This is a genomic window from Streptomyces sp. NBC_00162 (assembly GCF_024611995.1).
Taxonomy (GTDB): Bacteria; Actinomycetota; Actinomycetes; order Streptomycetales; family Streptomycetaceae; genus Streptomyces.
The window spans coordinates 8,472,653-8,493,277 of record NZ_CP102509.1; the positions used below are offsets into that span (position 1 = coordinate 8,472,653).

Annotated in this window: 23 protein-coding genes and 3 pseudogenes; 14 read left to right on the forward strand and 12 right to left on the reverse strand. The window is 66.8% G+C overall.

Annotation, left to right across the window (positions count from 1 at the left end; all coding sequences use genetic code 11):
- Nucleotides 1-679 precede the first annotated feature (679 nt).
- Nucleotides 680-1,264, forward strand: coding sequence for a signal peptidase II (gene lspA / locus JIW86_RS39170; protein ID WP_257559055.1), 585 nt, complete (start codon nt 680-682; stop codon nt 1,262-1,264).
- A gap of 72 nt (nt 1,265-1,336) precedes the next feature.
- Here lspA and JIW86_RS39175 read toward each other — a convergent pair.
- Nucleotides 1,337-2,549 (reverse strand): IS3 family transposase gene (locus JIW86_RS39175; protein WP_257559612.1). Its coding sequence is split into 2 segments (ribosomal slippage): nt 1,337-2,257 and nt 2,259-2,549, totalling 1,212 coding nucleotides; the frame shifts between segments, so codons are not numbered across the junction.
- Nucleotides 2,550-2,796: 247 nt separating this feature from the next.
- Between JIW86_RS39175 and JIW86_RS39180 the strand changes: the two genes are divergently transcribed.
- The 3 genes from JIW86_RS39180 (at nt 2,797) to JIW86_RS39190 (ending at nt 4,217) form a co-directional block, all read left to right on the forward strand.
- Nucleotides 2,797-3,015 (forward strand): hypothetical protein, encoded by a 219-nt coding sequence (locus tag JIW86_RS39180; protein ID WP_257559056.1) that lies wholly within the window; start codon nt 2,797-2,799, stop codon nt 3,013-3,015.
- 63 nt (nt 3,016-3,078) lie between these two features.
- Entirely contained in the window at nt 3,079-3,585 is a 507-nt protein-coding gene (locus tag JIW86_RS39185) for a S1 RNA-binding domain-containing protein (RefSeq protein WP_257559613.1), read from the forward strand.
- 200 nt (nt 3,586-3,785) lie between these two features.
- Nucleotides 3,786-4,217, forward strand: a complete 432-nt coding sequence (locus JIW86_RS39190; RefSeq protein ID WP_257559057.1) for a VOC family protein — start codon at nt 3,786-3,788, stop codon at nt 4,215-4,217.
- Nucleotides 4,218-4,284: 67 nt separating this feature from the next.
- Here the strand turns inward: JIW86_RS39190 and JIW86_RS39195 are convergent.
- A pseudogene (locus JIW86_RS39195) lies at nt 4,285-4,680 on the reverse strand (transposase family protein); the annotation flags it as partial.
- Between the two features lie 189 nt (nt 4,681-4,869).
- On the opposite strand from JIW86_RS39195, the gene JIW86_RS39200 reads away from it, so the two are divergent.
- The 7 genes and pseudogenes from JIW86_RS39200 (at nt 4,870) to JIW86_RS39235 (ending at nt 9,052) form a co-directional block, all read left to right on the forward strand.
- Entirely contained in the window at nt 4,870-5,145 is a 276-nt protein-coding gene (locus JIW86_RS39200) for a GNAT family N-acetyltransferase (protein ID WP_257559614.1), read from the forward strand.
- 55 nt (nt 5,146-5,200) lie between these two features.
- Nucleotides 5,201-5,728, forward strand: a complete 528-nt coding sequence (locus JIW86_RS39205) for a SigE family RNA polymerase sigma factor (RefSeq protein WP_257559058.1) — start codon at nt 5,201-5,203, stop codon at nt 5,726-5,728.
- A gap of 87 nt (nt 5,729-5,815) precedes the next feature.
- Nucleotides 5,816-6,637, forward strand: a complete 822-nt coding sequence (locus JIW86_RS39210) for a hypothetical protein (protein ID WP_257559059.1) — start codon at nt 5,816-5,818, stop codon at nt 6,635-6,637.
- Between the two features lie 85 nt (nt 6,638-6,722).
- Nucleotides 6,723-7,589, forward strand: a pseudogene (locus tag JIW86_RS39215) (IS256 family transposase); the annotation flags it as partial.
- Between the two features lie 56 nt (nt 7,590-7,645).
- A complete protein-coding gene (locus JIW86_RS39220) occupies nt 7,646-7,984 on the forward strand; it encodes a hypothetical protein (protein WP_257559060.1) in 339 nt (112 codons plus the stop codon).
- Between the two features lie 427 nt (nt 7,985-8,411).
- Nucleotides 8,412-8,687, forward strand: a complete 276-nt coding sequence (locus JIW86_RS39230) for a DUF2625 domain-containing protein (RefSeq protein WP_257559615.1) — start codon at nt 8,412-8,414, stop codon at nt 8,685-8,687.
- Complete coding sequence (locus tag JIW86_RS39235; RefSeq protein ID WP_257559616.1) at nt 8,585-9,052, forward strand: DUF2625 domain-containing protein; 468 nt, start codon at nt 8,585-8,587, stop codon at nt 9,050-9,052. Before JIW86_RS39230 ends, JIW86_RS39235 begins: the two co-directional genes overlap by 103 nt.
- A gap of 301 nt (nt 9,053-9,353) precedes the next feature.
- On the opposite strand, the gene JIW86_RS39240 is transcribed toward JIW86_RS39235, so the two are convergent.
- Both JIW86_RS39240 and JIW86_RS39245 read right to left on the reverse strand, forming a co-directional pair.
- On the reverse strand, nt 9,354-9,668 hold the full coding sequence (locus JIW86_RS39240) for a hypothetical protein (protein WP_257559061.1): 315 nt from the start codon (nt 9,666-9,668) through the stop codon (nt 9,354-9,356).
- 121 nt (nt 9,669-9,789) lie between these two features.
- Nucleotides 9,790-10,275, reverse strand: coding sequence for a transposase family protein (locus JIW86_RS39245; protein WP_257559062.1), 486 nt, complete (start codon nt 10,273-10,275; stop codon nt 9,790-9,792).
- Here JIW86_RS39245 and JIW86_RS39250 point away from each other — a divergent pair.
- Nucleotides 10,213-10,393 (forward strand): annotated as a pseudogene (locus tag JIW86_RS39250) (transposase); the annotation flags it as partial. The gene JIW86_RS39245 and the pseudogene JIW86_RS39250 sit on opposite strands and share 63 nt — an antisense overlap.
- Here JIW86_RS39250 and JIW86_RS39255 read toward each other — a convergent pair.
- The 3 genes from JIW86_RS39255 to JIW86_RS39265 all read right to left on the reverse strand — a co-directional run bounded on the left by JIW86_RS39255 (nt 10,390) and on the right by JIW86_RS39265 (nt 13,158).
- The gene (locus JIW86_RS39255; protein ID WP_257559063.1) at nt 10,390-11,946 is read right to left on the reverse strand and encodes an oxidoreductase; all 1,557 of its coding nucleotides are present in this window, start codon (nt 11,944-11,946) and stop codon (nt 10,390-10,392) included. The pseudogene JIW86_RS39250 and the gene JIW86_RS39255 sit on opposite strands and share 4 nt — an antisense overlap.
- 104 nt (nt 11,947-12,050) lie before the next feature.
- The gene (locus JIW86_RS39260) at nt 12,051-12,902 is read right to left on the reverse strand and encodes an IS5 family transposase (RefSeq protein ID WP_257559617.1); all 852 of its coding nucleotides are present in this window, start codon (nt 12,900-12,902) and stop codon (nt 12,051-12,053) included.
- 64 nt (nt 12,903-12,966) lie between these two features.
- Entirely contained in the window at nt 12,967-13,158 is a 192-nt protein-coding gene (locus tag JIW86_RS39265) for a hypothetical protein (protein WP_257559064.1), read from the reverse strand.
- A gap of 7 nt (nt 13,159-13,165) precedes the next feature.
- Between JIW86_RS39265 and JIW86_RS39270 the strand changes: the two genes are divergently transcribed.
- On the forward strand, nt 13,166-13,483 hold the full coding sequence (locus JIW86_RS39270) for a hypothetical protein (protein WP_257559065.1): 318 nt from the start codon (nt 13,166-13,168) through the stop codon (nt 13,481-13,483).
- Nucleotides 13,484-13,529: 46 nt separating this feature from the next.
- Entirely contained in the window at nt 13,530-13,751 is a 222-nt protein-coding gene (locus tag JIW86_RS39275; protein WP_257559066.1) for a hypothetical protein, read from the forward strand.
- A 159-nt stretch (nt 13,752-13,910) separates the two neighbouring features.
- On the opposite strand, the gene JIW86_RS39280 is transcribed toward JIW86_RS39275, so the two are convergent.
- The 5 genes from JIW86_RS39280 to JIW86_RS39300 all read right to left on the reverse strand — a co-directional run bounded on the left by JIW86_RS39280 (nt 13,911) and on the right by JIW86_RS39300 (nt 20,493).
- Complete coding sequence (locus JIW86_RS39280) at nt 13,911-16,031, reverse strand: MMPL family transporter (protein ID WP_257559067.1); 2,121 nt, start codon at nt 16,029-16,031, stop codon at nt 13,911-13,913.
- 303 nt (nt 16,032-16,334) lie between these two features.
- A complete protein-coding gene (locus tag JIW86_RS39285) occupies nt 16,335-17,678 on the reverse strand; it encodes an FAD-dependent oxidoreductase (RefSeq protein ID WP_257559068.1) in 1,344 nt (447 codons plus the stop codon).
- Nucleotides 17,675-18,634 carry a UbiA family prenyltransferase gene (locus tag JIW86_RS39290; protein WP_257559069.1) on the reverse strand — a complete coding sequence of 320 codons (960 nt, stop codon included), beginning with the start codon at nt 18,632-18,634 and terminating at the stop codon, nt 17,675-17,677. Before JIW86_RS39290 ends, JIW86_RS39285 begins: the two co-directional genes overlap by 4 nt.
- Nucleotides 18,631-19,383 carry a class I SAM-dependent methyltransferase gene (locus tag JIW86_RS39295; RefSeq protein WP_257559070.1) on the reverse strand — a complete coding sequence of 251 codons (753 nt, stop codon included), beginning with the start codon at nt 19,381-19,383 and terminating at the stop codon, nt 18,631-18,633. The genes JIW86_RS39290 and JIW86_RS39295 overlap by 4 nt, the downstream gene beginning before the upstream one ends.
- Before the next feature lie 30 nt (nt 19,384-19,413).
- Nucleotides 19,414-20,493 (reverse strand): polyprenyl synthetase family protein, encoded by a 1,080-nt coding sequence (locus JIW86_RS39300; RefSeq protein WP_257559071.1) that lies wholly within the window; start codon nt 20,491-20,493, stop codon nt 19,414-19,416.
- Between the last annotated feature and the right edge of the window lie 132 nt (nt 20,494-20,625).

Sequence of the window (20,625 nt, forward strand, 5' to 3'; positions counted from 1 at the left end):
CCTGGACGCACCGGGCCCGGGGTCTCCTGGCTGACGGCACCCCCGGCATGGCAGATGTGGAGTGGGCCGAAGGGTGCGCGGTGGTGCCGGCGTCAAATGGCCAGCGCTGACCGCTGATTGCTCTTTCGTCCGGCTGACCTCTCTCGGTCTGCTCGATGAGCATTCCGTACGAGCTGAGAGAGGTCCTCGGGACGCCGCCGACTGCTTACGTCGCCTACACCCCTGACTCCGCCAGACCGCCCGGTGAAACGCTCAAGGATCAGCTCGACGCTGTCGGAATGCCGGAGGCCGACCTGGCTCGGTGTACCGGTTTCCCGTGGGGAACCAGTCGGAGTCCGCCTGGCGTCGCCGACCCGAGGTGGCCGAAGGCCTGGCGCAGCTACTGGACCGCGTTCCGCCGTTCACCGTCTTGGGACCACTTCTTGATCACCGTCTTCCGCGAGTTCCCTCACATCCGAGGGGGATCGGAATCGAAGCAGAAGTGAACGCTTTCCCGAATTTCCTGTCAGTCCTTTTCCAGCGCTTCGACGCGTACGGCTGAGTCGGCCAAGCCGGCACTTGTCACTGATAGTGGCTGGCCAGGTACATAGTGTCCGCGTTTGCCTGCCTTCAGTAGGGCAGGCGCTATTGTGTCGTAATGCCGTCTCGTCATGGCGGCTCGGTATCAGTGGAGTGAATCATGACTACCAGCAGTTCCTCGCAACCCCAGCGGGAGACAGCAGGGACCGAAACCGGCGCCCGAGCTCTGAGCAAGAGCCATCTGGCCGCATTGCTGGCAGCAGCTGGTCTCACCTACGCATTGGACCTGGGCAGCAAGCTCCTGGCCGTCTCGCGGTTGGAGAACCACGAGCCCGTCGGCGTAATCGGCCGCGTGCTCACTCTCCAGGTGATACGCAACTCGGGCGCGGCGTTCAGTATGGGCCAGGCGGTCACTGCTGTGTTCACGGCGATCGCGCTCGTGGTCGTCGTGGTCATCGTGCGTGCCTCACGCAAGCTCCACAGCCTCCCGTGGGCTCTCGCCCTGGGCCTGCTGTTGGGGGGTGCGCTCGGCAATCTGACTGACCGGATCTTCCGGGCACCTGGGGTCTTCCGAGGGCACGTCGTCGACTTCATCTCTGTTCAGCACTTCGCGGTCTTCAATCTCGCCGACTCGGCGATTGTCTGCGGGGGAGCCCTGATGATCCTCCTTTCGTTCTTGGGCGTTTCCCTGGGCGGAACCGCCCCGCAAGACCGCCGGGACAGCGGCATCGTCGTCCCGGGGTGACACGCATCCCCACCGCGTAGCAGATCCTGGAACCGCACCCCACCGGGCCTTGACCCCGGATCTTGAACACGTCTATGCGGCTTGGGCCAGGGTAGTTGCTGCTTGTTGTAGGGCGTTCTCGTAGGCGATCGGGGACCGCTGACCGAGACGGGAATGCCGGCGTCGGGTGTTGTATCGGGTCAGCCAACAGAAGGCGTCGAGTCGCGGCTCGCGCTCGTCCGACCAGCCCTTCCTGCTCTTGAGGGTCTCCCTCTTGAAGGCGGTGTTGAAGCTTTCCGCGGCGGCGTTGTCCGCGTTGGACCCGACCGCACCCATGCTCTGCCGGACCCCTGCTGACCTGCAGATTTCAGCGAAGATCTTACTCGTATATTGCGACCCGTGATCGGTGTGCATCACCGCTGCGGCCAAGCTCCCGCGGGTCCGCTCAGCTACCGCCAGGGCGTCGATGACGAGCTGGGTGCGCATGTGGTCGGCGATGGCCCACCCGGCGAGCCGGCGTGAGGCGAGGTCGACGACGGTCGCGAGATAGAGCGGCTTCCCACCGCTGACCGGCGGGTATGTGATGTCGCCGACGTACTTCGTGTTCACCGCGGCCGCGGTGAAGTCACGTCCGATCAGATCCGGTGCCTTCGGCGCCGCCTGGTCCGCGACGGTGGTGCGGTGCCGGCGGCGCAGACGCACTCCCTCGAGCCCGATGGTCCGCATGATCCTGGCGACGCGCTTGTGGTTGATCACCGGGCCGCCCTCGTCGCGGAGCTCGGCGGTGATCCTGGGGGCTCCGTAGGTTCCGTCGGAGTCCTGGTGGGCCTTGCGTATCCGGGCTGCGAGCCCGGCCTCGACGGCCTGCCGGGCCGCCCTCGCGGCTGCGGTGCGGCGCCAGTAGTAGAAGCTCGAGCGGGCCAGGCCGAGAATGTCACAGAGCCGCTTGACGCCGAAACGGCGCTGGTGATCTTCAACGAACTGGCAGCGGTTCACCAGCGCGCGTCTCCGTCGCGAAATACCGGGCCGCCTTGCGGTGAATGTCACGCTCTTCCTCAAGCTCACGGATCCTCTTCCGGGCAGCGGCCAGATCTGCCTGAACGTCGCCACCGCCCACCTGCACAGCAGCCAGCCGAGCGGAGTCAGTGCCGGGCTGGCGCCCGTCGGCGGCCCGGATCCAGTTCCGCAGCGTCTCGGTGTTCACCCCGAGATCGCCGGCGACGGACTTGATCGTCGCTCCCGGCCTCGACCGGTACAACGCGACCGCGTCCGCCTTGAACTCGGCGGGGTAATGCTTCATCCCCACGGGGACTCCGTTCTCCTGGACCATCAAGAACCAAGTGTCTCCGGTGTCCAAAACCCGGGGTCAGGGCCCCCGAGGATTGCCCCCGCAGCCAGTCACGCTGTACCGCTCCCCCCACAGAGGAAACAAGGCTCTAGAGGCGGACGGACTCGATCCTTCTCTTCACCCACCAACCGCCGAGGGTGGCCCCGGAACGGCCTATCTGGTCGAGAGTGAAAAGGTCGTACAGAGATACGCTGAACAGGGAATCATGGAAGATGGATACCATGAGTGGGTGATGAGGCCGGGATTTTTGGAGGCGTTCCCGCCGGGTGGTCATCCCGATGGGCCCAAGCTTAGGATCCCGCATGACGGTCGACCGGATGAATGGCAGTGGGTCATCAAGCAGGCGGATATCCCTCACTTCAATTCGTTCATCCAGGACAAGAAATGGATCAACTTCTATCAAGGGTATCGTTGGGAAGATTGATCGCACGCGTGATGCGGAGCAGTACCTTCTGTCTGCAAGTCGTTGATTTTTGTGAAGGTGAGCATGGACCTTGAGCCTGGTCAAGTGTGTAGGGGGGTAATTTCCGGCGTGGATGATTTCTGTTTGACGGTCACTCTCGAGGGAGGGGTGCATGGGAGGGTCTCCGCGGCCAACCTTTCATGGAAAAGAGTAGATCATCCATCGCAAGTCGCTAGCGTCGGGGAAGAAGTCACAGTCGTCTTCATGAGTTTCGACCCCGACCGAAATGATATCTCTCTTTCCATTAAAGACCTTACTGTCGACCCTTTCATCGAATTTGCACGTACACAGCTGGGTGAGACTTGTCTCGGGCGGGTCGCTAAAATCACTCCCATCGGATTTTTTGTGCGCCTCCCTTCGGGAATCGAAGGCCTTCTGCCAGGTTCTAGTCCGGTCGATGTCGGGGTCGGGCACGCTGAAATCGGTGATGAAGTTGCAGTCAGGGTTGACTACATAAACCTCCAGCGCCGACAAGTGCGTGTTTCGCTGGTCAATGGCGCAAATGAAGAACAGCAGGCACATCCGAGCTAAGGGCTGTCCCGTAACTGATCTTTGGCATGAGAGTGGTCGGCTGTGATCGGTTCCTGGGTCCCACTCTGTGGAAGAGGCGCCGGCCTCGGTTCACCCCTGTGACCGCACGAGACAGCAGCGGATGCCAGGGGCCGTCCTCCCGGCAACGTGTGGATCCACCCGCCCGGGGAGATGAGCAGGGCCCCTGTTATCGTGCGCCGATGTCAACGATCAAGCAGTTCCAAGTGACCTTCGACTGCGCGGAACCTGCGCGCCTCGCCGCCTTCTGGTGCGAGGTGCTGGGGTACGTCGTACCGACAGTCCCGGAGGGCTTTGCCACGTGGGAGGAGTACCACCACTCGCTGCCGCCTGAGGACGAGGTCTACTTCGCGTGCGCTGATCCCTCGGGTGTGGGCCCGCGCGTGCTCTTCCAGCGAGTTCCCGAAGGCAAGGTCGTCAAGAACCGGGTGCATCTTGATGTGCGGGTCGGCACAGGGCTTGTGGGTGACGAGCGCCTGGCCACACTCGAGGCCGAATGCGCACGGCTGATGGCGCTCGGCGCGAAGCACGTGCTGACGCAGCGCGTCGATGGCGTCAACGAGTCGTGCATCACGATGCAGGACATCGAGGGCAACGAGTTCTGCCTCGCCTGATTCTCCTCCGAGACTGCGAGGGGGAGCCGTCTCCCGGGGACCTCTCAGGTCTCGTATGCGGCAGAAGCTATCCCGTGAGAGCGAGGTTGTGCAGTCGGGCGATGCCGAGCATGGCGTGTCGGACCCCGTCGCCCTTGGGACGGCAGTCGCGGAGGATCTTCCAGGTCTTCATGCGGGCGAAGACGTGCTCGACGCGGGCCCGGACCTGTTTGTGCGAGCGATTGTGCTCGCGCTTCCAGCCCGGCAACTCTTCGCCCGGGGTGCGGCGGTGGGGCATGAGGAGGCCGATGCCCGGATTGCCGCCGTCGGCCATCGTGAGGGTCCTGCCCACGGCGGCCTTCGCGCCAGACTCCTCCCATGCCCGGCAGTCGTTGCGATTGCCGGGCAAAGGCTCACCGACCACCACGACCAGGTGGGTATCCGCATCAATGACGACCTGGTGGTTGGTGGAGTACCGGTAGTTCTAATAGGTCATCGGTAAGCTCGAGCACGGAAGTGCAAGGGCTTCAATGCGAGGTGGAAGCCTGCCCCCGTTCCGGGACCTGGATCTCTGTGTCCCTGGTCCTGCTCCTGACCTCGCAGGACAGGTAACGGCCGGCGTCTCCACGGGCGAAGGGACGAGTCGCTGGTCCTGCTCGCCGACGCGCCGGGCATCGGCACGGTCGGCTTCGCGCAGGTCTACCGGGCGTTCTCCTCGCTCAGCATGGACACCGCCTGGGTGCTCAACGACCTGTACGTGGCTCCCGAAGGCCGCCGCACCGGCGCCGGCCGGGCGCTGCTGCGCGAGGTGCTGCGCCGGGCCCGCGAGGCCGGGGTGGCCGGCGTGCAGCTGGAGACCGCGTACGACAACACCGTCGCGCAGGGGCTGTACGAGGCGGAGGGCTTCGTCCGCGAGGATTTCCACGTCTGCTTCCACGAACTCGGGTGAAACATTCCCCGGTCTCCGTCGCGTCGATGGGGTGAGACGACGCGAGGGGGAGTACATGCGGCAGGGTCGCGGAGACGGGTTCCGTGAGTTCGCGGAGGGCAGATCGGGGCACCTGTACCGGTCGGCCTGTCTGCTGGCCAGCGGGGACACCCATCTCGCGGAGGACCTCGTGCAGGAGACCCTGGGCAGGATGTACCTGCTCTGGGGGCGTGTTTCCCGTATCGACAATCCGGCGGCGTACGCACAGACCGTGCTCGTACGGGCCTTCCTGACCCACCAGCGCCGGCGGTCCGCGGGAGAGCGCCCGGTCGGGGAGTTCCCCGAGTCGGGCGCGGCCGCCGCCGGATCCGGGTCCGGCGGCGGCGATCCGGCGTTGCGGCTGACGCTGCTGGAGGCCCTGGGGCGGCTCGCGCCCAAGGACCGGGCGGTGCTCGTGCTGCGGTACTGGGAGGACCGCAGCATCGAGGCGACCGCCGACGCGATGAACACCAGCTCGGCGGCGGTCCGTACCAGGACCTCGCGGGCGCTCGGCCGGCTCAGGGAGCAACTGGGCGGCAGCATCAGTGAGTTCGCGGGCCTTTGAGAACGGAAATGGCCAGGCCGCCGGTGGGCGGCCCCGTGCCGGTGTGGTCCTCTGCACTCCCCCTGAGAACGGAAGGTTTGGTTCCCCATGCCCTTTGAAGACGAGCTCGGCGAAGCCCTCCGGCGTGCGGGGGACGGTTTCACGGCCGACCGGCACGCCCTGGTGGAAGCCGGTGAGCGGCGCGGACGGCGGCTCGTGGCCCGCCGCCGGGCCGCCGTGATCGGCGGATCGGTGCTGTCCCTGGCCCTGATCGGCGCGGTCGGTGCCTACGCCGGGGGGCTGCTGGACGGAACGGGCCGGGTCGAGATCGCGGCGCCGCCGGAACCGTCGGGCGGAGGGTCCGGCGGGGGCGGCGCCCCGGAGCTGCCGCCCGGCGGTACCGGCGCGGTCTCCGCGGCACAGCTGGTCGAGGTGTTCAAGGGGTTGCTGCCGGGAGGGACTCTGTCCGTAGAGCATGCGAACGGTACCGACGGCCACGGCGCGGGAGTCGCCGGCGTGTACGACGACGGCAAGGGCGGAGTGGCGATCAGGCTCACCCTGGTCCCGGTGGACCCGAACGGCAGCTTGGCCAACATCGCGACCCTTTGTACGAAGAAGGATGTGCGGCCGGACGACGCCTGCACGACGGAGCAGCTGGCCGACGGCTCCAGGCTGCTGACCCAGCAGGGCTACGTGGCCCAGAACCCCGCCATAGACATCAAGGAATGGCGGGCCGTGCTCGTGACCCGGCAGGGGTTCCTGGTCGAGGTGTCCGAAAAGAACGCTCCGCCGATGGAGACCACGACGTCCTCTCGCCCCAACCCGCCCTTGAGCCCGGCCCAGTTGAGGGCGGTGGTCACCTCGGACAAGTGGCAACCGGCGCTGAACGACATGCCCCCGGCCGTGCGACTGCCGGGCCGGACGCCCTGATCCCCGAACGCGCTGCGGGATCTGAAGACAGCGGAGCAGCTGCAGAGCATCGACTACCACCCCAAGTGGCATGAACTGGGTCGTGCCGGCGATGGAGCAGTTCCTGGGCTCCTCAGCCGGACTGGCGCCGGCCACGGTGACCCGGCTGACGAAGCAGTGGACCGCCGATCAAGCCGCCTTCCAGCGCCGTGACCTGGCCGAATCCGACTACGTCTACGTGTGGGCCGACGGCGTCCACCCCAAGATCCGCCTGTCCGAGACCCACTCCTGCCTCCTGGTCCTGATGGGTGTGCGGGTGGACGGCACCAAGGAACTGATTGCGATCGCCGAGGGCCTGCGCGAGTCCACCGAGTCCTGGGCCGATCTTCTGCGGGACTGTCGCCGGCGCGGGATGCGCGCCCCGATGCTCGTAGCCGGCGACGGCGCGATGGGGCTGCGGAGGGCATCGGCGGAGGTGTTTCCGCAGGCCAGGCACCAGAGGTGCTGGGTCCACAAGACCAGGAATGTCATGAACGCACTGCCGAAGTCCGCCCAGCCCGGGGCGAAGAAGGCCCTGCAAGAGATCTACAACGCCGAGGACCGCGACCACGCCGAGAAGGCGATCACCGCGTTCGACAAGGCATACGGGGTGAAGTGGCCCAAGGCGGTGAAGAAGATCACCGGTGAGGCTGATGAGCTGCTGGCGTTCTACGACTTCCCCGCCGAACACTGGGTCCATCTTCGGACCACGAACCCGATCGAGTCGACCTTCAGCACCGTGAAACTCCGGACCAAGGTCACCCGCGGCGCCGGCCGCCCCACCGCCGCCCTCACGATGGTCTTCAAGCGCGTGGAATCCGCCCAGGCCCGCTCGCGAGCAGTCACCGCACCTCACCTCGTCGCGCTCGTCCGAGCCGGCGCCCACTTCGAGAACGGTCACCTTGTCGAACGCCCCGAGGACCTCGCAGCATGATCCACCTCAACCGACCTGCAAGTCTTGACCATTACGCGGGCAGGTAAGTTGGTGGAATGGCAAGGTACTACCGGGATGAGCGGGCGGCGAAGCGTCAGCCCGCGTCGTTGCCAGTACGGTCGCAGGAGGTGGACGAGGGCTACCGTCTTGTTGGCCCTGGCGGCACGTTGTCGCCTGTCGTGGCGCACGTACAGTGGCTGGACAATCACCGGGCCGGACCAGACACGCACGTGATGATCTCGTTCGAAGACGGCACGAAAATCGAGTTCCCCTTCGATGCACTCCTGGCTGCCGTCTGGCATGACGAGCAACGCGCGATCAACGAGCATGAGCTCAGCGCTGCCGCTCCCGCGGTATGGGGCAAGGCGGAGGCGTCCTGGGGAGAAGGGCCGTGATTGCCGAGCTGATCCACAAGTCTTGACAATTACTCGGGGACTGGCACATGCAGGCACTGCGGCACCTGTTCAACCGGATGCTCGGCCAGCTCCACCACTGCCTCCTGGCGCGCACTCCCTTCGATGAATCGATCGCCTTCCCCACAGAGCCGCTACCAGCAGGAACAGCCGCTACGTGAAATGAACGGGACGGCTCGTCCAGGGGCGAGAGGAGCGACGACCACGCCCATGAGACCCCCAGTGCAGACGACCGCTGCCCGGACCATCGCCCCGTCCTCCGAGTGACCGCTGTCCAGCCCACACGATGAGGCGATACCGGAAGATGCGACCATCGTCGGATGCGAGGGATCGATGAGCTGGTCAATGTGGACGATCCGGCGTGGCCGGAGCTTCAGGGGTTCTCAGCGCGAGCTCCGTGCCGGTTCAAGTGCTGCCCGGAGACATCAACGAGGGCCGCCGATGCCTTCTGCAGATGCAGGTCACCGGGCGATCGGTGCTGGGTGCACTGGCGTTGCACACCGGCGGATTGCTCGTGGACGACGGGTGGGTGCGAGTGTTCGGCGGGGTTCGGGTTCGGTCGCGGATGGGCGACTCCCGAGTCTGGCGCAGGTCAACCGCTTCCCCACGGACTTCGACCCTGGCTGGCATCCCGCGACAGGTCTTGTCGTCGGCCACGACATTGTCGGAGGGGTCTTCGCATTGAACGGTGGCGATCCCGCGGCCGCGGGCCGCCCTGGGGCACCCGGCCAGATGACGTATTTCGCTCCCGATGCTCTGGAGTGGGAGGCGATGGAGATGGGCCACTCCGGGTGGGTCTCCTGGCTGCTCTCGGGCAGGCTGGAGACGTTCTATGACGGAATGCGCTGGCCCGGCTGGCGTGAGGAGACCGCAGCTCTGGCTGTCGGGCAGGGTCTTTCCGTGTATCCGTTCCTGTGGTCCGAGGAAGCTCACGCCGATCTCGCGGCCACGAGTCGGCGGCCTGTGCCGATGCGCGAGGTACTCGGAGTCGCAGCAGACTTCGCCCGGCAGATGGGGCCCTCCGAGCCTGGGTTCCTGGGCGACGTGTGACTGGCTTCGCTGTCGGTCCTGGTGTGTCAGCGAAGGTCCGGAGCCGGGGGACTGGGACGAGGTTCTGCGGGCGCGATGGGGCGGCGAACACACCACGGCTTGACGGCTTAACTGCATGAGGTGTCTTTCCACGCGGAGCCGAGGGAAGAGGTCTGCATCGAGTCCGGGGTCGCAGTCCGGACTATGTGTGCGCTGCCATCTTCTCTGCACTTCGCTGGACGAGGACACGATGATGCCGTGTACCGCCGAGAAGCAAGCCGTCCGGAGACGACGGATTCGGCCGTGCTCACTCGCACGACTGTCAAGTCGACCGGTCTTCCAGGGAAGAGCGTTGGGCGGTCTCAATCCAGGAAATTTCGTGACGGTTGTCCGTGATCTCTCTGAAGTTGTGGGCGGCTAGGGTGACGGTCGGCCGACGCCTGGTGTTTGGTGTGGTGCTCAGCAGGACGGACACGGCTGTTGACAGCGATTTGAACGCCACGTAGGGCTGGAATCCGGAGGACCACCAGTCGAGCGGTTCACCCCGCTGGATGGTCCGCCGGACGGCCTTGAGCGCTTGGCGGACACCGCCGAGCACGTCGACCTCCTCCCCGGTCAGCACGCGTTCGGCGGCCACTTGGGCCAGGAGGGCCTCGATCTCTCCTTCGGCTGCGGTCGCCCGCTCGAGGCATGCTGACCTTCGTTCACTCACCCTCGCCGAGTGACTTTGCACGTCAGACGGTGCGGCCCCACCGCCGTCAGCGATTGACTTCGAGGTTCGTCAGGACGAGCAGGGCGCGCAGGAGCTGGGTGGCGTGAGCGGGATCGGTGCGGAGCTTGGCGAGGATCCGCCAGTTCTTCAGGTGGGCGAAGCCGTGCTCGACTGGCGCGCGTCCGATGGCGAGGACTCGGTTGGCGTTCTTCTGACCTGCGGTCAGCTTGTGGGTGCGGCTGGCATGGAAGCCCGTGACGATAACGGGGTCGCGGACGTCGTTGTCCAGGCCGCGGAAGCCGAGGTCAGCGAGAGCGCCGAGGCCGGTGGCGCGCAGGTGGGCCGGGATGTGGTCGTGGCGGGCGGCGGTGTTGTCATGGGTGCGGCCGGGCCGGGCGGCCGATATCCAGATCAGGCGGCCTCTCTCGTCGGTCAGGGCGAGGAAGTGCAGGCCGTGACTGTGGTGTTTGAGCACGGTTCGGGTCTGGGCAAGCAACGCTGGGTCGTGGAGCGCGCGTTCGCCCACCTGCACTGGTTCCGCCGCCCTGCGGATCCATTGGGAGATACGCGACGACATCCACGAAGCCTTCCTCCCCCTGGGATGCGCACTCATCTGCTGGAGGCGTCTGAACTCAGCTGTCGCTCGCTAGCTCTTCTGCAGGGTGCGGGTGACACCCGCGATGACGGCGGTCGTCAGTACCCAGCCGAAGACGATCAGCAGGTAGGCCAGCGCCTGGAGGCTGCCGTTCGACCAGTACCAGGCCGTGCGCTGGCCCAGGCCACCGATGGGGATCAAGAGGTCAAGTGTGTAGACAAGGGGCTGGAACGGGGCGCCCTCGCCTTGTTTGACAGGGTTGGGGGAGCGAGTGCCGAAGGACAGCGTGCCCAGCAAGGTCAGCGCGAGCAGCCAGATGCCGGCCAGCCAGGGGCGGTAGCCGTAACCGACGGTTGCCTCGAGCAGGTGCCCCCACACGCGCGCGGCCGGGGGCAGAGTCTGACGCCGATGGCGCTGTTTGGCCAGGAGTACGCGGCGGGCGTCGTCGTCGTGGCCGGCCTTCCGGTACCAGCTCGCCAACTGCTCATAGGGCTGGGGGTTGTAGCCCGGGCTGCGTCGTATCCACGCCACGCGGCGGGCCACCGAGTCCCGCCGTCCCACGGCCTCCCGCCGCTCGCCTGCCTCATCCACCTTGATGGAGCCGTAGACGAAGCCGTCCAGCTCGACCACCTCCGGCCAGCTGTGGTCGCTGTCGTGCAGGTAGGACACCTGCGCGCCCCGCAGGTCCACGGCGGCGGACGGTTGCCGGGCGAGGGTGAAGTCGAAGTCGACCGCCTGCATCAGCAGGGCGACCAATGACGGGCCGTGGCCGTCGGGCGGCCCGTTCAGGACGGCTCCTTCAAAGGTCAGGTTGTCCGAGATCCGGGCACCCCGCAGCCGTACGGTCCCGTTGGCGACGAACCCGTCGGAGAAGTCGAGCGTCGAGGCCACGGCGTTGTCCAGGGCGAGCGCCACCCCGCGCCGGCCGGGGCGTTCCAGTAGTGCGCCCCGCATGTGCAGTCCGCCTGGCAGCTGTGCCCCCATGAGACGGACTTCACCGCGCGCCACGAATCCGTCACCGCAGTAGAGGCCGCCCTCCGCGACCAGTCCGCCGGCGGACACGGCCCACTCCTCGGGTGCGCTGATCTCGGCGCCGCTGAGGTTCACGGCGCCGCTCACGTGGGCGTTGATGAGCGACAAGGCGGTGACCCTGCGGTGGAAGGGCGAGGCAGAGCCACCTCCCAGGCGGGAGCGCCGCATGTCGAGGCGTCCCTCGATGCGGATCAAGCCAGCTTCCACGCCCGGTACTCGGCTGCCCACGATCGCAATCGACTGGGTCGACGCTCCGGAGAGGTCCACGCCCTCCTCGAACCAGCAGTCCTCCAGCCAGAGAGTGTGAGCGATCTGCGCGCCAGCCAGGTTGAGGTGCCCGGATATCCGCGCTCCGGCGAGCCTCAGGCAGGCGACGGCGCCCGTCTGTACGGTGTTCGCGCCCTGAAGGAGCGCCACGATCACGGCGGCCCGAACCGTCCGCCCGGGGCCCCACTGCCCACCCTCGGAGACACGGTCGTCCTCGGGCACACCCGTGCGCAGGTCCACGCGGGATCCCTCGGGGAACAGATCCCACAGCTCACGCTCGGGTGAAGTCAACTGGTCGTATGAGAGCACTCGTGCAGAGTAGTGATCTTCCTTCGCACCCGCCTGCCCTATGGCGCACGGATCGGAGGGCGGCTCATTCTGTTAGGAGTTCTAAGAGGGCATCTGATCAACGTTCATATGGTTGTGAATGGGATGTCCGTTTCGATTCGCCAGGTTGGTGACGATTCTCCGGTGAGCTCACGGCTCATTTTGTTAGCCATGGCCCAGTGGATCATCGTGCGGGATCTCTGAGGTAGGGCTTCGTAGTCACGTGCCAGGCGGCGGTGCTGCATCAGCCAGCCGAAGGTCCGCTCGATCACCCACCGCTTGGGCAGCGGCCGGAAGCCCTTCACGCGCGGTCGCTGCACTACCTGAACATCGATCCCGAGGCCGGCGCCGTGCTGGATCACGCTGGTCTGGTAGCCGCCGTCGGCCCACACCTTGGTCACGCTCGGATGGGCCGCTGCCAACTCGGTCAGAGCCTGCTTGCCGCCGACGGAGTCGTGGACCGAGGCGGCGGTGACGAGGACTGTCAGGACCAGTCCGAGGGTGTCGGTGATCAGGTGACGTTTGCGTCCTTTGATCTTCTTGCCGGCATCGATGCCCTGACTGGCTTCGGAGACATTGCTCGAGGTCTTCACGCTCTGCGCGTCCACCACGGCTGCGGACGGCTCGGCGCTTCGAGCGTTCGCCCGGCGGGTCCGGTCACGCAAGAGGTCATGGACCAGCTCGGTTGTTCCGTCCGCCTCCCACTTGGCGAAGTAGTCGTAGACGGTCTTGAACGGCGGGAAGTCGTGGGGCAGGTACTCCCACGGAATACCGGTGCGGTTGACGTACAGGATCGCGTTCACGATCTCTCGCAGGTCGTGCACCCGCGCTGCGGTACCGGGCCCTGATCTTGCGGCCCGCCAGGCGACGAACACCGGCTCGATCAAGGCCCAGCGGGCATCCGAGACGTCACTGCGATACGCACGCCGAGCACTCATACCCCAGGCAACGACCACCGGCACGTGCAGTCACAAGAACATCCCAAAACACCAACTACCTAGATCAGATGCCCTCTAAGAGTGAGATCCGGGCGGCGAGCTCGCGCTGCAGCTGAAACTGCTCCGGAGTCTTCGGGCCGTAGTAGCCGGGGACGAGTGGGTCGGTCGCGAAGGTCATCGAGCCGTCGAGATGGAGGAGCAGGGCGAGGTAGAGCCCGGCTCGCCTGTCCCACAGGTCCTTCGACGCGCCCGTCACCTACCAGATGGTCCGCGCCCACATCGCCACCCTCCGCGGGGCTCCGGCCGGCCAGCCGCCCCGGCCTCCGACGGTGCGCCAGGTGACCGGCTGGCTCACCCGACACCCCACCGCGCTGAGCGAGGACGACCGCGACGGCCTGAAGGATGTCCTGGCCCGCTGCCCCGAACTGGACACGGCCGCCGGGCATGTCCGCGGGTTCGGCGAGATACTCACCGGCCGCCTCGGCTCCACACTTCCCACCTGGATCGACGCGGTCGAGGCCAGCCAGCTGCCCGGGCTCACCGCTTCGCACTCCACCTGCTCCGGGACCTTGACGCCGTGACAGCCGGGCTCACCCTGGACTGGAGCTCGGCAGCATCGAGGGCGCCGTGAACCGGATCAAGAAGATCAAGCGACAGCTCTACGGTCGAGCCGAGTCGCAGAGCAGGGGCGACGCGCTCGTCGGCGAGGGCTCGGAGCCACCCGGTGGGATAGGCGTCGGACTTCGCTTCGGTCAGGAAGGCGCGCAGCACCTAGACGAAGAGCAGGCCCGCTGGGTGAGCGGCGTCGCTGGGCGGGGAATCACGCTGCGTCAACCAAACCTGACCTGACCGGCGGACGGGGTCACCACTCCGCCGACGTTCTTGAGTTCTTCGGCGGTGAACTCCTGGCCACCGCCGCGCGACCACCCGGCCGACAGCGGCGACATAGGAGCGTCGGATCCGATCGGGACCAGGCTCTCATCGTCCGGTCCGGCTGATCAGCGCCGTTCAGGAGGCGGTGACGGGTTTTCGCCATGGTGCGGGTGTCCACCAGTTGGCGGGGCCGAGTGCTGCCATGACGGCAGGGACGAGGATGCCGCGGACGAGAACGGCGTCGACCAGGGCGCAGATGGCGATGCCGACGCCGGTGAATTTGAGGAGGCTGACGTCTGAGGTGCCCATGGCTGCGGCGGACAGGGCGAGGGCTGCGGCGGCACTGCTGACGAGGCGGCCGGTGCGGGCGATGCCGTCGATGATGGCGGTGCGGTTGCTGCCGGTGCGGTCGTATTCCTCGCGGATGCGGCCGAGGAGGAAGATCTCGTAGTCGATGGACAGGGCGAGGGCGACGAGGAGAGTGAACAGGAGCATGGGGGTGTCGAGGGTTCCTGTCACGGTGAAGTTGCCGAGCAGGGTGCGGCCGTGGCCGTCTTGGAAGAGGACTACCAGGATTGCGAGGCTGGCTCCCAGGCTGGCCATGGCGACCAGGAGGGCTTTGAGCGGGGCGATGATCGTGCGGGTGTAGGCAGCGAGGAGGGTCAGGAGTGCGCAAGCCAGGAGGAGGAAGCACAGGGGCATGGTGTTGCGGATGGCCGTGATGGTGTCGGTGACCTCTGCGGCCCGGCCGCCCACCAGGACGGCCCCGGGTGCGGTTGTGGCGCGTACGGCCCGTACGACTGCTGCCGCCTGCTCGGTGCCTGGGTCGGCGGCGGAGGCGAGCAGGAGCACGGCGGCGAGGGAAGGACGGTCGGTATGGCTAGGTCCGTTCGCGGGCTGGGCGGGGCGCACGATGCGGACGCCGATGATGTGGGGGACGCGGGCCAGTCGTTCCGTGTAGGCGGGCAGGCCTTGGGCGGTATCGGGGCCAGTGACGACCAGGGTCAGCAGCCGTTCGGGTGGGGCGGCGAAGGTGTCCCTCACGTGCTGGGCGGCGGCCGCCGCCGGGGCGGAGGGCGGCAAAGTGCGCTCGTCCGCCAGGCCGAGCCGGGCGTGGCCAAGCGGCAGGGTGATCACTCCCAGCAGGACGGCCGCGAGAGCGGTGGTGAGCAGGGGACGTGTGGTGACCGTGCGGGCGGTGGACCGCCAGAATTTGCTGCCGTTCTCGTGGTGGGTGCGTCGCCACCGGGACAAGGGGTCGAGAGCGTAGGTGTGCGGACCGAGTAAACGCAGGAGAGCGGGTAGCACTAGCAGGGCAACGGCGGCGGACAGGATCGAGACGATCATGCCCGCCATGGACAGGGCGCGCAGTACCGGTACGGGCACCACCAGTGCGGCCGCCAGGCAGGCGGTGATCGCGGCGGCGGAGAAGACGATGGACCGCCTGGTGGAGTGCAGCGCGGTGGACAGCGCCTGCTGTGCGCTGTCGCCTCGTGCACGCTGCTCGCGGACCCGGGCCAGGAGGAAGAGGCTGTAGTCGACTGCGAGTCCCGCGCCGATCGCCGAGGCGGCGTTGACCGCTGCCCAGGAGACTTCGGTGACCTGGGCAAGCAGTCCCAGCACAGGGATGGTGCAGCCGACTGCCAGCACGGCCACCAGGACCGGCAGGAGGGCGGCTACCAGGGAGCCGTAGGCGAAGATCAGCAGCAGAAACAGTACGGGGGCTGTGATCAGCTCTGCGCGCATGAGGTCGCGTGCGCTTGTTTCGTCGATTTCCTCGTTGGCGGCAGCTGGACCGCTGGCCTCCACCCGCAGGCCGCCGGCCGCCGTGCGGGCGGCTTTGATCAGACGGGAGACATCAGGCGGGGGCTGCCCGTCCACCCCTTTCAAACGGGCGGCGACCAACATGGTCTCGCCATCCCGGGAGCGCAACCACGCGTTGTCGCGCGCGGTGGGGGCCCACACGCCGGCCACTTCGCGGTCGCCGGCCAGGGCTGCGGCCACTGCCACGACGCCGTCTTCCAAAGGCGGCTGCGCCGGGTGCGCTCCGGCGCGGGACAGGGCTAGGAACAGGTCTGGAGAGGGAACACCCAGCCGTTCGGCCCGCCGCTGGGCGTGCACTGCTTCGATCCCGGTGGCCACCGAGCCGCCGGTGGTCAGCGATGCCATCGCAGCCGGCGCCAGGACACCGGCGCACACCGCGGCCAGCATCGCCAGGACCACGGTCAGCCAGGCTCGTCGTCTCGACGGTTTCATCCGCGCCCTCTCTGGTGTGTCGCAGGGCCTGTCCAACGATCACGTTGTCGGCCCGGTACGTGCCTTGTTCTGCCTCTTCTGCTCTGGCTCGTCCGGCCGGGCCAGCGCAGCAGAGGCAGGCGGGTACCGCGGAGCATGAGCCGTCGCGACGCCGCCGGTGATCTGGCGGCTGTGCGGCCAAGGGGGAGCCGGCCGAGGTGGCGAACGCCGTAAGGCAGCGGCCGGTCATTCCCGGACCGTGGAGGCGCTCGCCGCGCGCTGTGCCGGCCAGGTCGGTTGGCACCGCAGCCGTGGGCGGCCCGGTCACTCGACGGGCCCTGTCCCAGGTTCCTGAGGTCGCAGTGCCCCGAGGAGAACGCGTGGGCGCATGAGCGCGGTCGGCCGGTCGATCAGCCCTGCGACTCGCATCAGGGCATTGGTGACGGCGGGGTCCTTCGCCGCCGCATGATGCAACCGCGTCACGTACGCGTTCCCCATCCGCGCGGTGAGCCCACGATGCCCTGCCATTCCGTTGTACTTGAGGTCGCTGGTCGTCGAGATGAACCACGGCTGGTTTACGATCCGCCCGACGTCGCGCATGAACGCGATGGTGCTCGGCGTGCCGCGTGACAGGTGCCGTTGCAGGGCCATCACTTCCATGGCCGCGACGGTCATGCCCTGGCTGTAGTTGGGGTTGAGGCTGCACACTGCGTCGCCGAGCACGAGTAGCCGCTCGGGAAGGCGAGGCAGCCGTTCGTAGTGTCGGCGCACGCTCGCCGGGAAGCGGAAGCAGACTGGGTCGCTCAGCGGTTCGGCGTGCCGAATCTGCTCGTAGACGTCAGCGACGGGCAGGGACCTGGCGAATGCGAGAAATCCGCCGGGATCGGTCGGTGGATGGTCGCCGAGGATGCCGGTCAGCGACACGATGCAGGTTTCGCGGTCGACCTGACCGAAGAACGCCCCTCGCGGGAACTCGCGTGATGCGATGCAGTTGATGAACTGCGTACCGTTGAGCATGTCCAGGCCGCGGCGGTAGAGCCGTGTGGTGTAGGCCAGACCGATCGTCATCCGCTGCTCGACCGGTCGCTCGTACCCCAGCTCCTCGAGCCATACCGGCGTGCGCGATCCGCGGCCGGTGGCATCGACGAGCAGATCGGCATCGAGATCGAATGCGCTTCCGGCATCCGCTGCAGTCGAACGCAGCCGGACCCCGGTCACCTGTCTGCCGTCCGGTGTGGAGAGAAAGCCGAGAACCTCAGTCCGCTCCAGGAAAGTGACGTTGGGCAGCGCGGCGACTTTGTCGCGGAAGTACTCCTCCAGCACGGGCCGCTGGGCAGTCACGGACGGCAAGCCGGTCCGCGTGGACCGGAACGGCCGGGCGTTGAAGTACCAGCGCTGCTCGCCCAAATCCCCCACGGGAAGTTGTGCGTGCCGTATGTCCCGAAGCAGGTTCGGAAAGAGTTCCTCCAGGATTAGGCAGCCGCGGGCGTGCAGTCCGTGGGCATGCCCGGCATGGGGAGTGCCGCGCCGCGGCCGGCTCACGCTGACCACCCGGTCGCGGTCCACGACGATGACTTCACGGTAGAACTCCGAGAGGACCCTGGCCGAGAACGTTCCGGCGATGCTTCCTCCGAGTACGACAGCCCGGTCGCCAACGCTTTGGTTCATGAGGGGCGCCCCGTCAGGAGCGCGGTGGCGAGGCCGAGGAACCCGAGGTCGATGGAGATCAGCACGAGGAACCGGGCCTTGCGCAACTCGCGGCGATACACCCCGTAGTACAGCTGGGCGAGTTGGAGTGCCACCGCTGGAGCACTGAGCACGATGAATCCCGCGTTCAGCCGTGTCGTGGTGAAAAGCAGAACAAGCAGTACGGCATTGACCGCGACCAGCACATGAAGTACGACGGCGAACGCCATGGGTGGCAGGACGACGGCAAGGGTTTTCCGGGAGACGGCAGCGTCTCCTGCCCGGTCGGAGGCGTTCCCGTACGACACCACCAGGAGCAACCACAGTCCGAACAACGCACTCATGAGGAGCGTCTCACGGCTGACGGTTCCGGCGGCGAACCAGTAGGGCACGAGTACGGTGCAGACACCAGTGAAGAAGATCGTCGACTCGAGTCCCAGCGGCCGGTAGCTCAGCTTGATACCGCAGGAGTACTGGACAGCGAGAGCGGGCACACCGAAGGCGACCACCAGGGCCGGTAAGGGAACCCGCCAGTCAAGAACGCCAGCGGCAAGCGAGATCGCGAGCATCCCACCGATCCACGCGGCGACGGCGAACCGAACCGCCTCCGGCAAGGCCAGCGCACCGGTGAGCAGTGGTTTCCTCACCATCGTCACCAGTGGCCGTCCCGCGTAGTTACGGGCGTCACTGCCGTTCAGGAACCCGCTCACGTCGTCGGCGGCTGACGCGCTCCACTGGATGGCCAGCGTGCCGACAAGCATGAATGCCATGGCGAGCAGCGTGCCGCCGCTCAGGAAACCGTCCGACCGCAGGAGCAGCAGCCCTAGGGCCCAGCCATAGGCATAGTGATAGACCCGGGCCTTGGCGAGCCTGAGGTAGCTGATGATTTTGGGCCGGGGCCTGATCGAGGCGGCGATCGGTGTTTGCGTGGCGGTCACGCGCTCCTCCGCTCATCGCGGACGCCGGCGGCCTCAAGCAGTTGGAACGTCACTGGAACGTCACCAGCTTGGCGGGTCGTCTGTTCCTGCTCCGTGAGCCGCACACCGCACCGGGCGGCCAGCGAGTTCAGCCGGCCGGGGTCACCGAGGCTGTTGAACCCAAGGAACAGGCGACCCGAATCGGTCAGCCGTGCCAGGCCTTCACGCAGGTACCTGTGGTGCGTGGCATAGCCACGATCGAAGATCGCGTGCTGCATGGGGGATGTATAGACGAACTCCTCGGGGGCGCAGATGACGTTGGAGTTCCAGAACACCACGTCGAACTGTTCACCGGGCGCCAAGGCGTCGTACAGATCGCTGTGCAGCACGTTCATCCGGTCGGTCACACCGTGGCGGGCGGCGTTGAGCTCGGTGTTGTGTACCGCCTCGGGGTTGATGTCCACCGCGGTGACCCTCGAGCACCCCGCCAACGCCGCCATCACCGCGGTGACGCCGGCTCCGCAGCCCACCTCCAGAAAGCTTCCCCCGACGGGGAACGGCAGCCATTGGGTGAACAGCTGGGTGGAGTCGGTGTGGACCGGAGCGAACACCTGGGGAATGAGATCCCACCGCAACCCAAGCATCTCGAATTCCTGCGGCTTCCTTCCTCCGTCGTGCCTCTCCACCAGCTGCAGGCCGACATCGAAGAGGGCGTCGCCACCCGGCGCAGCAGCAGGGGCGAGGAGTGAGGGGACATACCGACTTGCCATGACAGTTCCTTGTTCGGGGTGATGGCCTGTTCAGCGGTCGCGGCGGGTGGCCATGTCGGCCAGATGCCTCAGGGATGCGGCCGCGGCAGCCGGGAAAGGAAAGCCGTCGAGAACAGCCAGGGCACGCATCCGGCGTTGGGCGATCATGTCTTCGACGGCGTCGCGTGCTCCCGTGGCGACGAGAATGTCGCGGATGTCCTGGGCACCGGTACGGTCGAGACGGGCGTTCCCGATCAGGGCGCGCAGAGCGCCGGCCTGGACCGAGTCGGCACGTTGCCTGGCAATGGCCAGCAGCACGGTGTGCTTGCCGTCACGCAGATCGTCGAGATCCGATTTGCCGGTGGTTCCTGGATCGCCGAAGACCCCGAGCAGGTCATCGCGGAGCTGGAAGGCTTCACCGAGCGGAACACCGTAGGCGCTGCACGCGTCCAGCATGCCCTCGTCGGCGCCCGCCAGTTGCGCACCGGCCATCAAGGGATACTCCACGGTGTAACGGGCGGTCTTGGCACGGCAGATGGCAAGCGCTTCCTCGACAGCGATGTCGGAGCTCCCCGCTGCGAGAAGGTCGAGATACTGGCCGGTCACCGCCTGCATGCGCATGGCGTCCAGCAGGGCTCTCAGCATTCCTGCCCGAGGGGTGGCCAGCTCGGCGACATGGATCAGGTCGAAGGACCAGCACATCGCAAGATTGCCCAACAGGATCGCCGTGCTCACCCCGAAACGGTCAGCCGAGGGATGCCGGCCATGGCTTTCGGCGAGCGAGCGGTGCACCGTCGGACGGCCCCGCCGGATGTCGCTGCCGTCCATGACGTCGTCGTGGATCAAAGCGCCGGCGTGGAACAGTTCCAACGCGGCACCCAGATGAGTCACGGCGACGGTACTTCCGTGCCCACCCGCGGCTTGCCAGCCGTAGTAACACAGCAGCGGGCGCAGCCGCTTGCCACCGGACAGGAACCCTTCCAGCAGTTCCACGAACATCGCGATTTCGGGACCGCCCGATGCCTGCTCCTTGTCGGCGAGGAACCGAGCAAGCAACCCATCAACCGCCGAACAGTCCCACGGCGCAGGTGCATCCGCTCGTACGGTGCCGTGGGATGTTAAAAGCGACATGCAAATCCTCCAGGTGGGCAAACCGAAGAGACAGGCAAGCGGTAAGACGCCCGTCATCGTGAACGCCGGAACCACTCGTCTGCCGGTCACATGGCGGGTGAGAGGACCGATCAGGCTTCGCTGTGTCGAAAT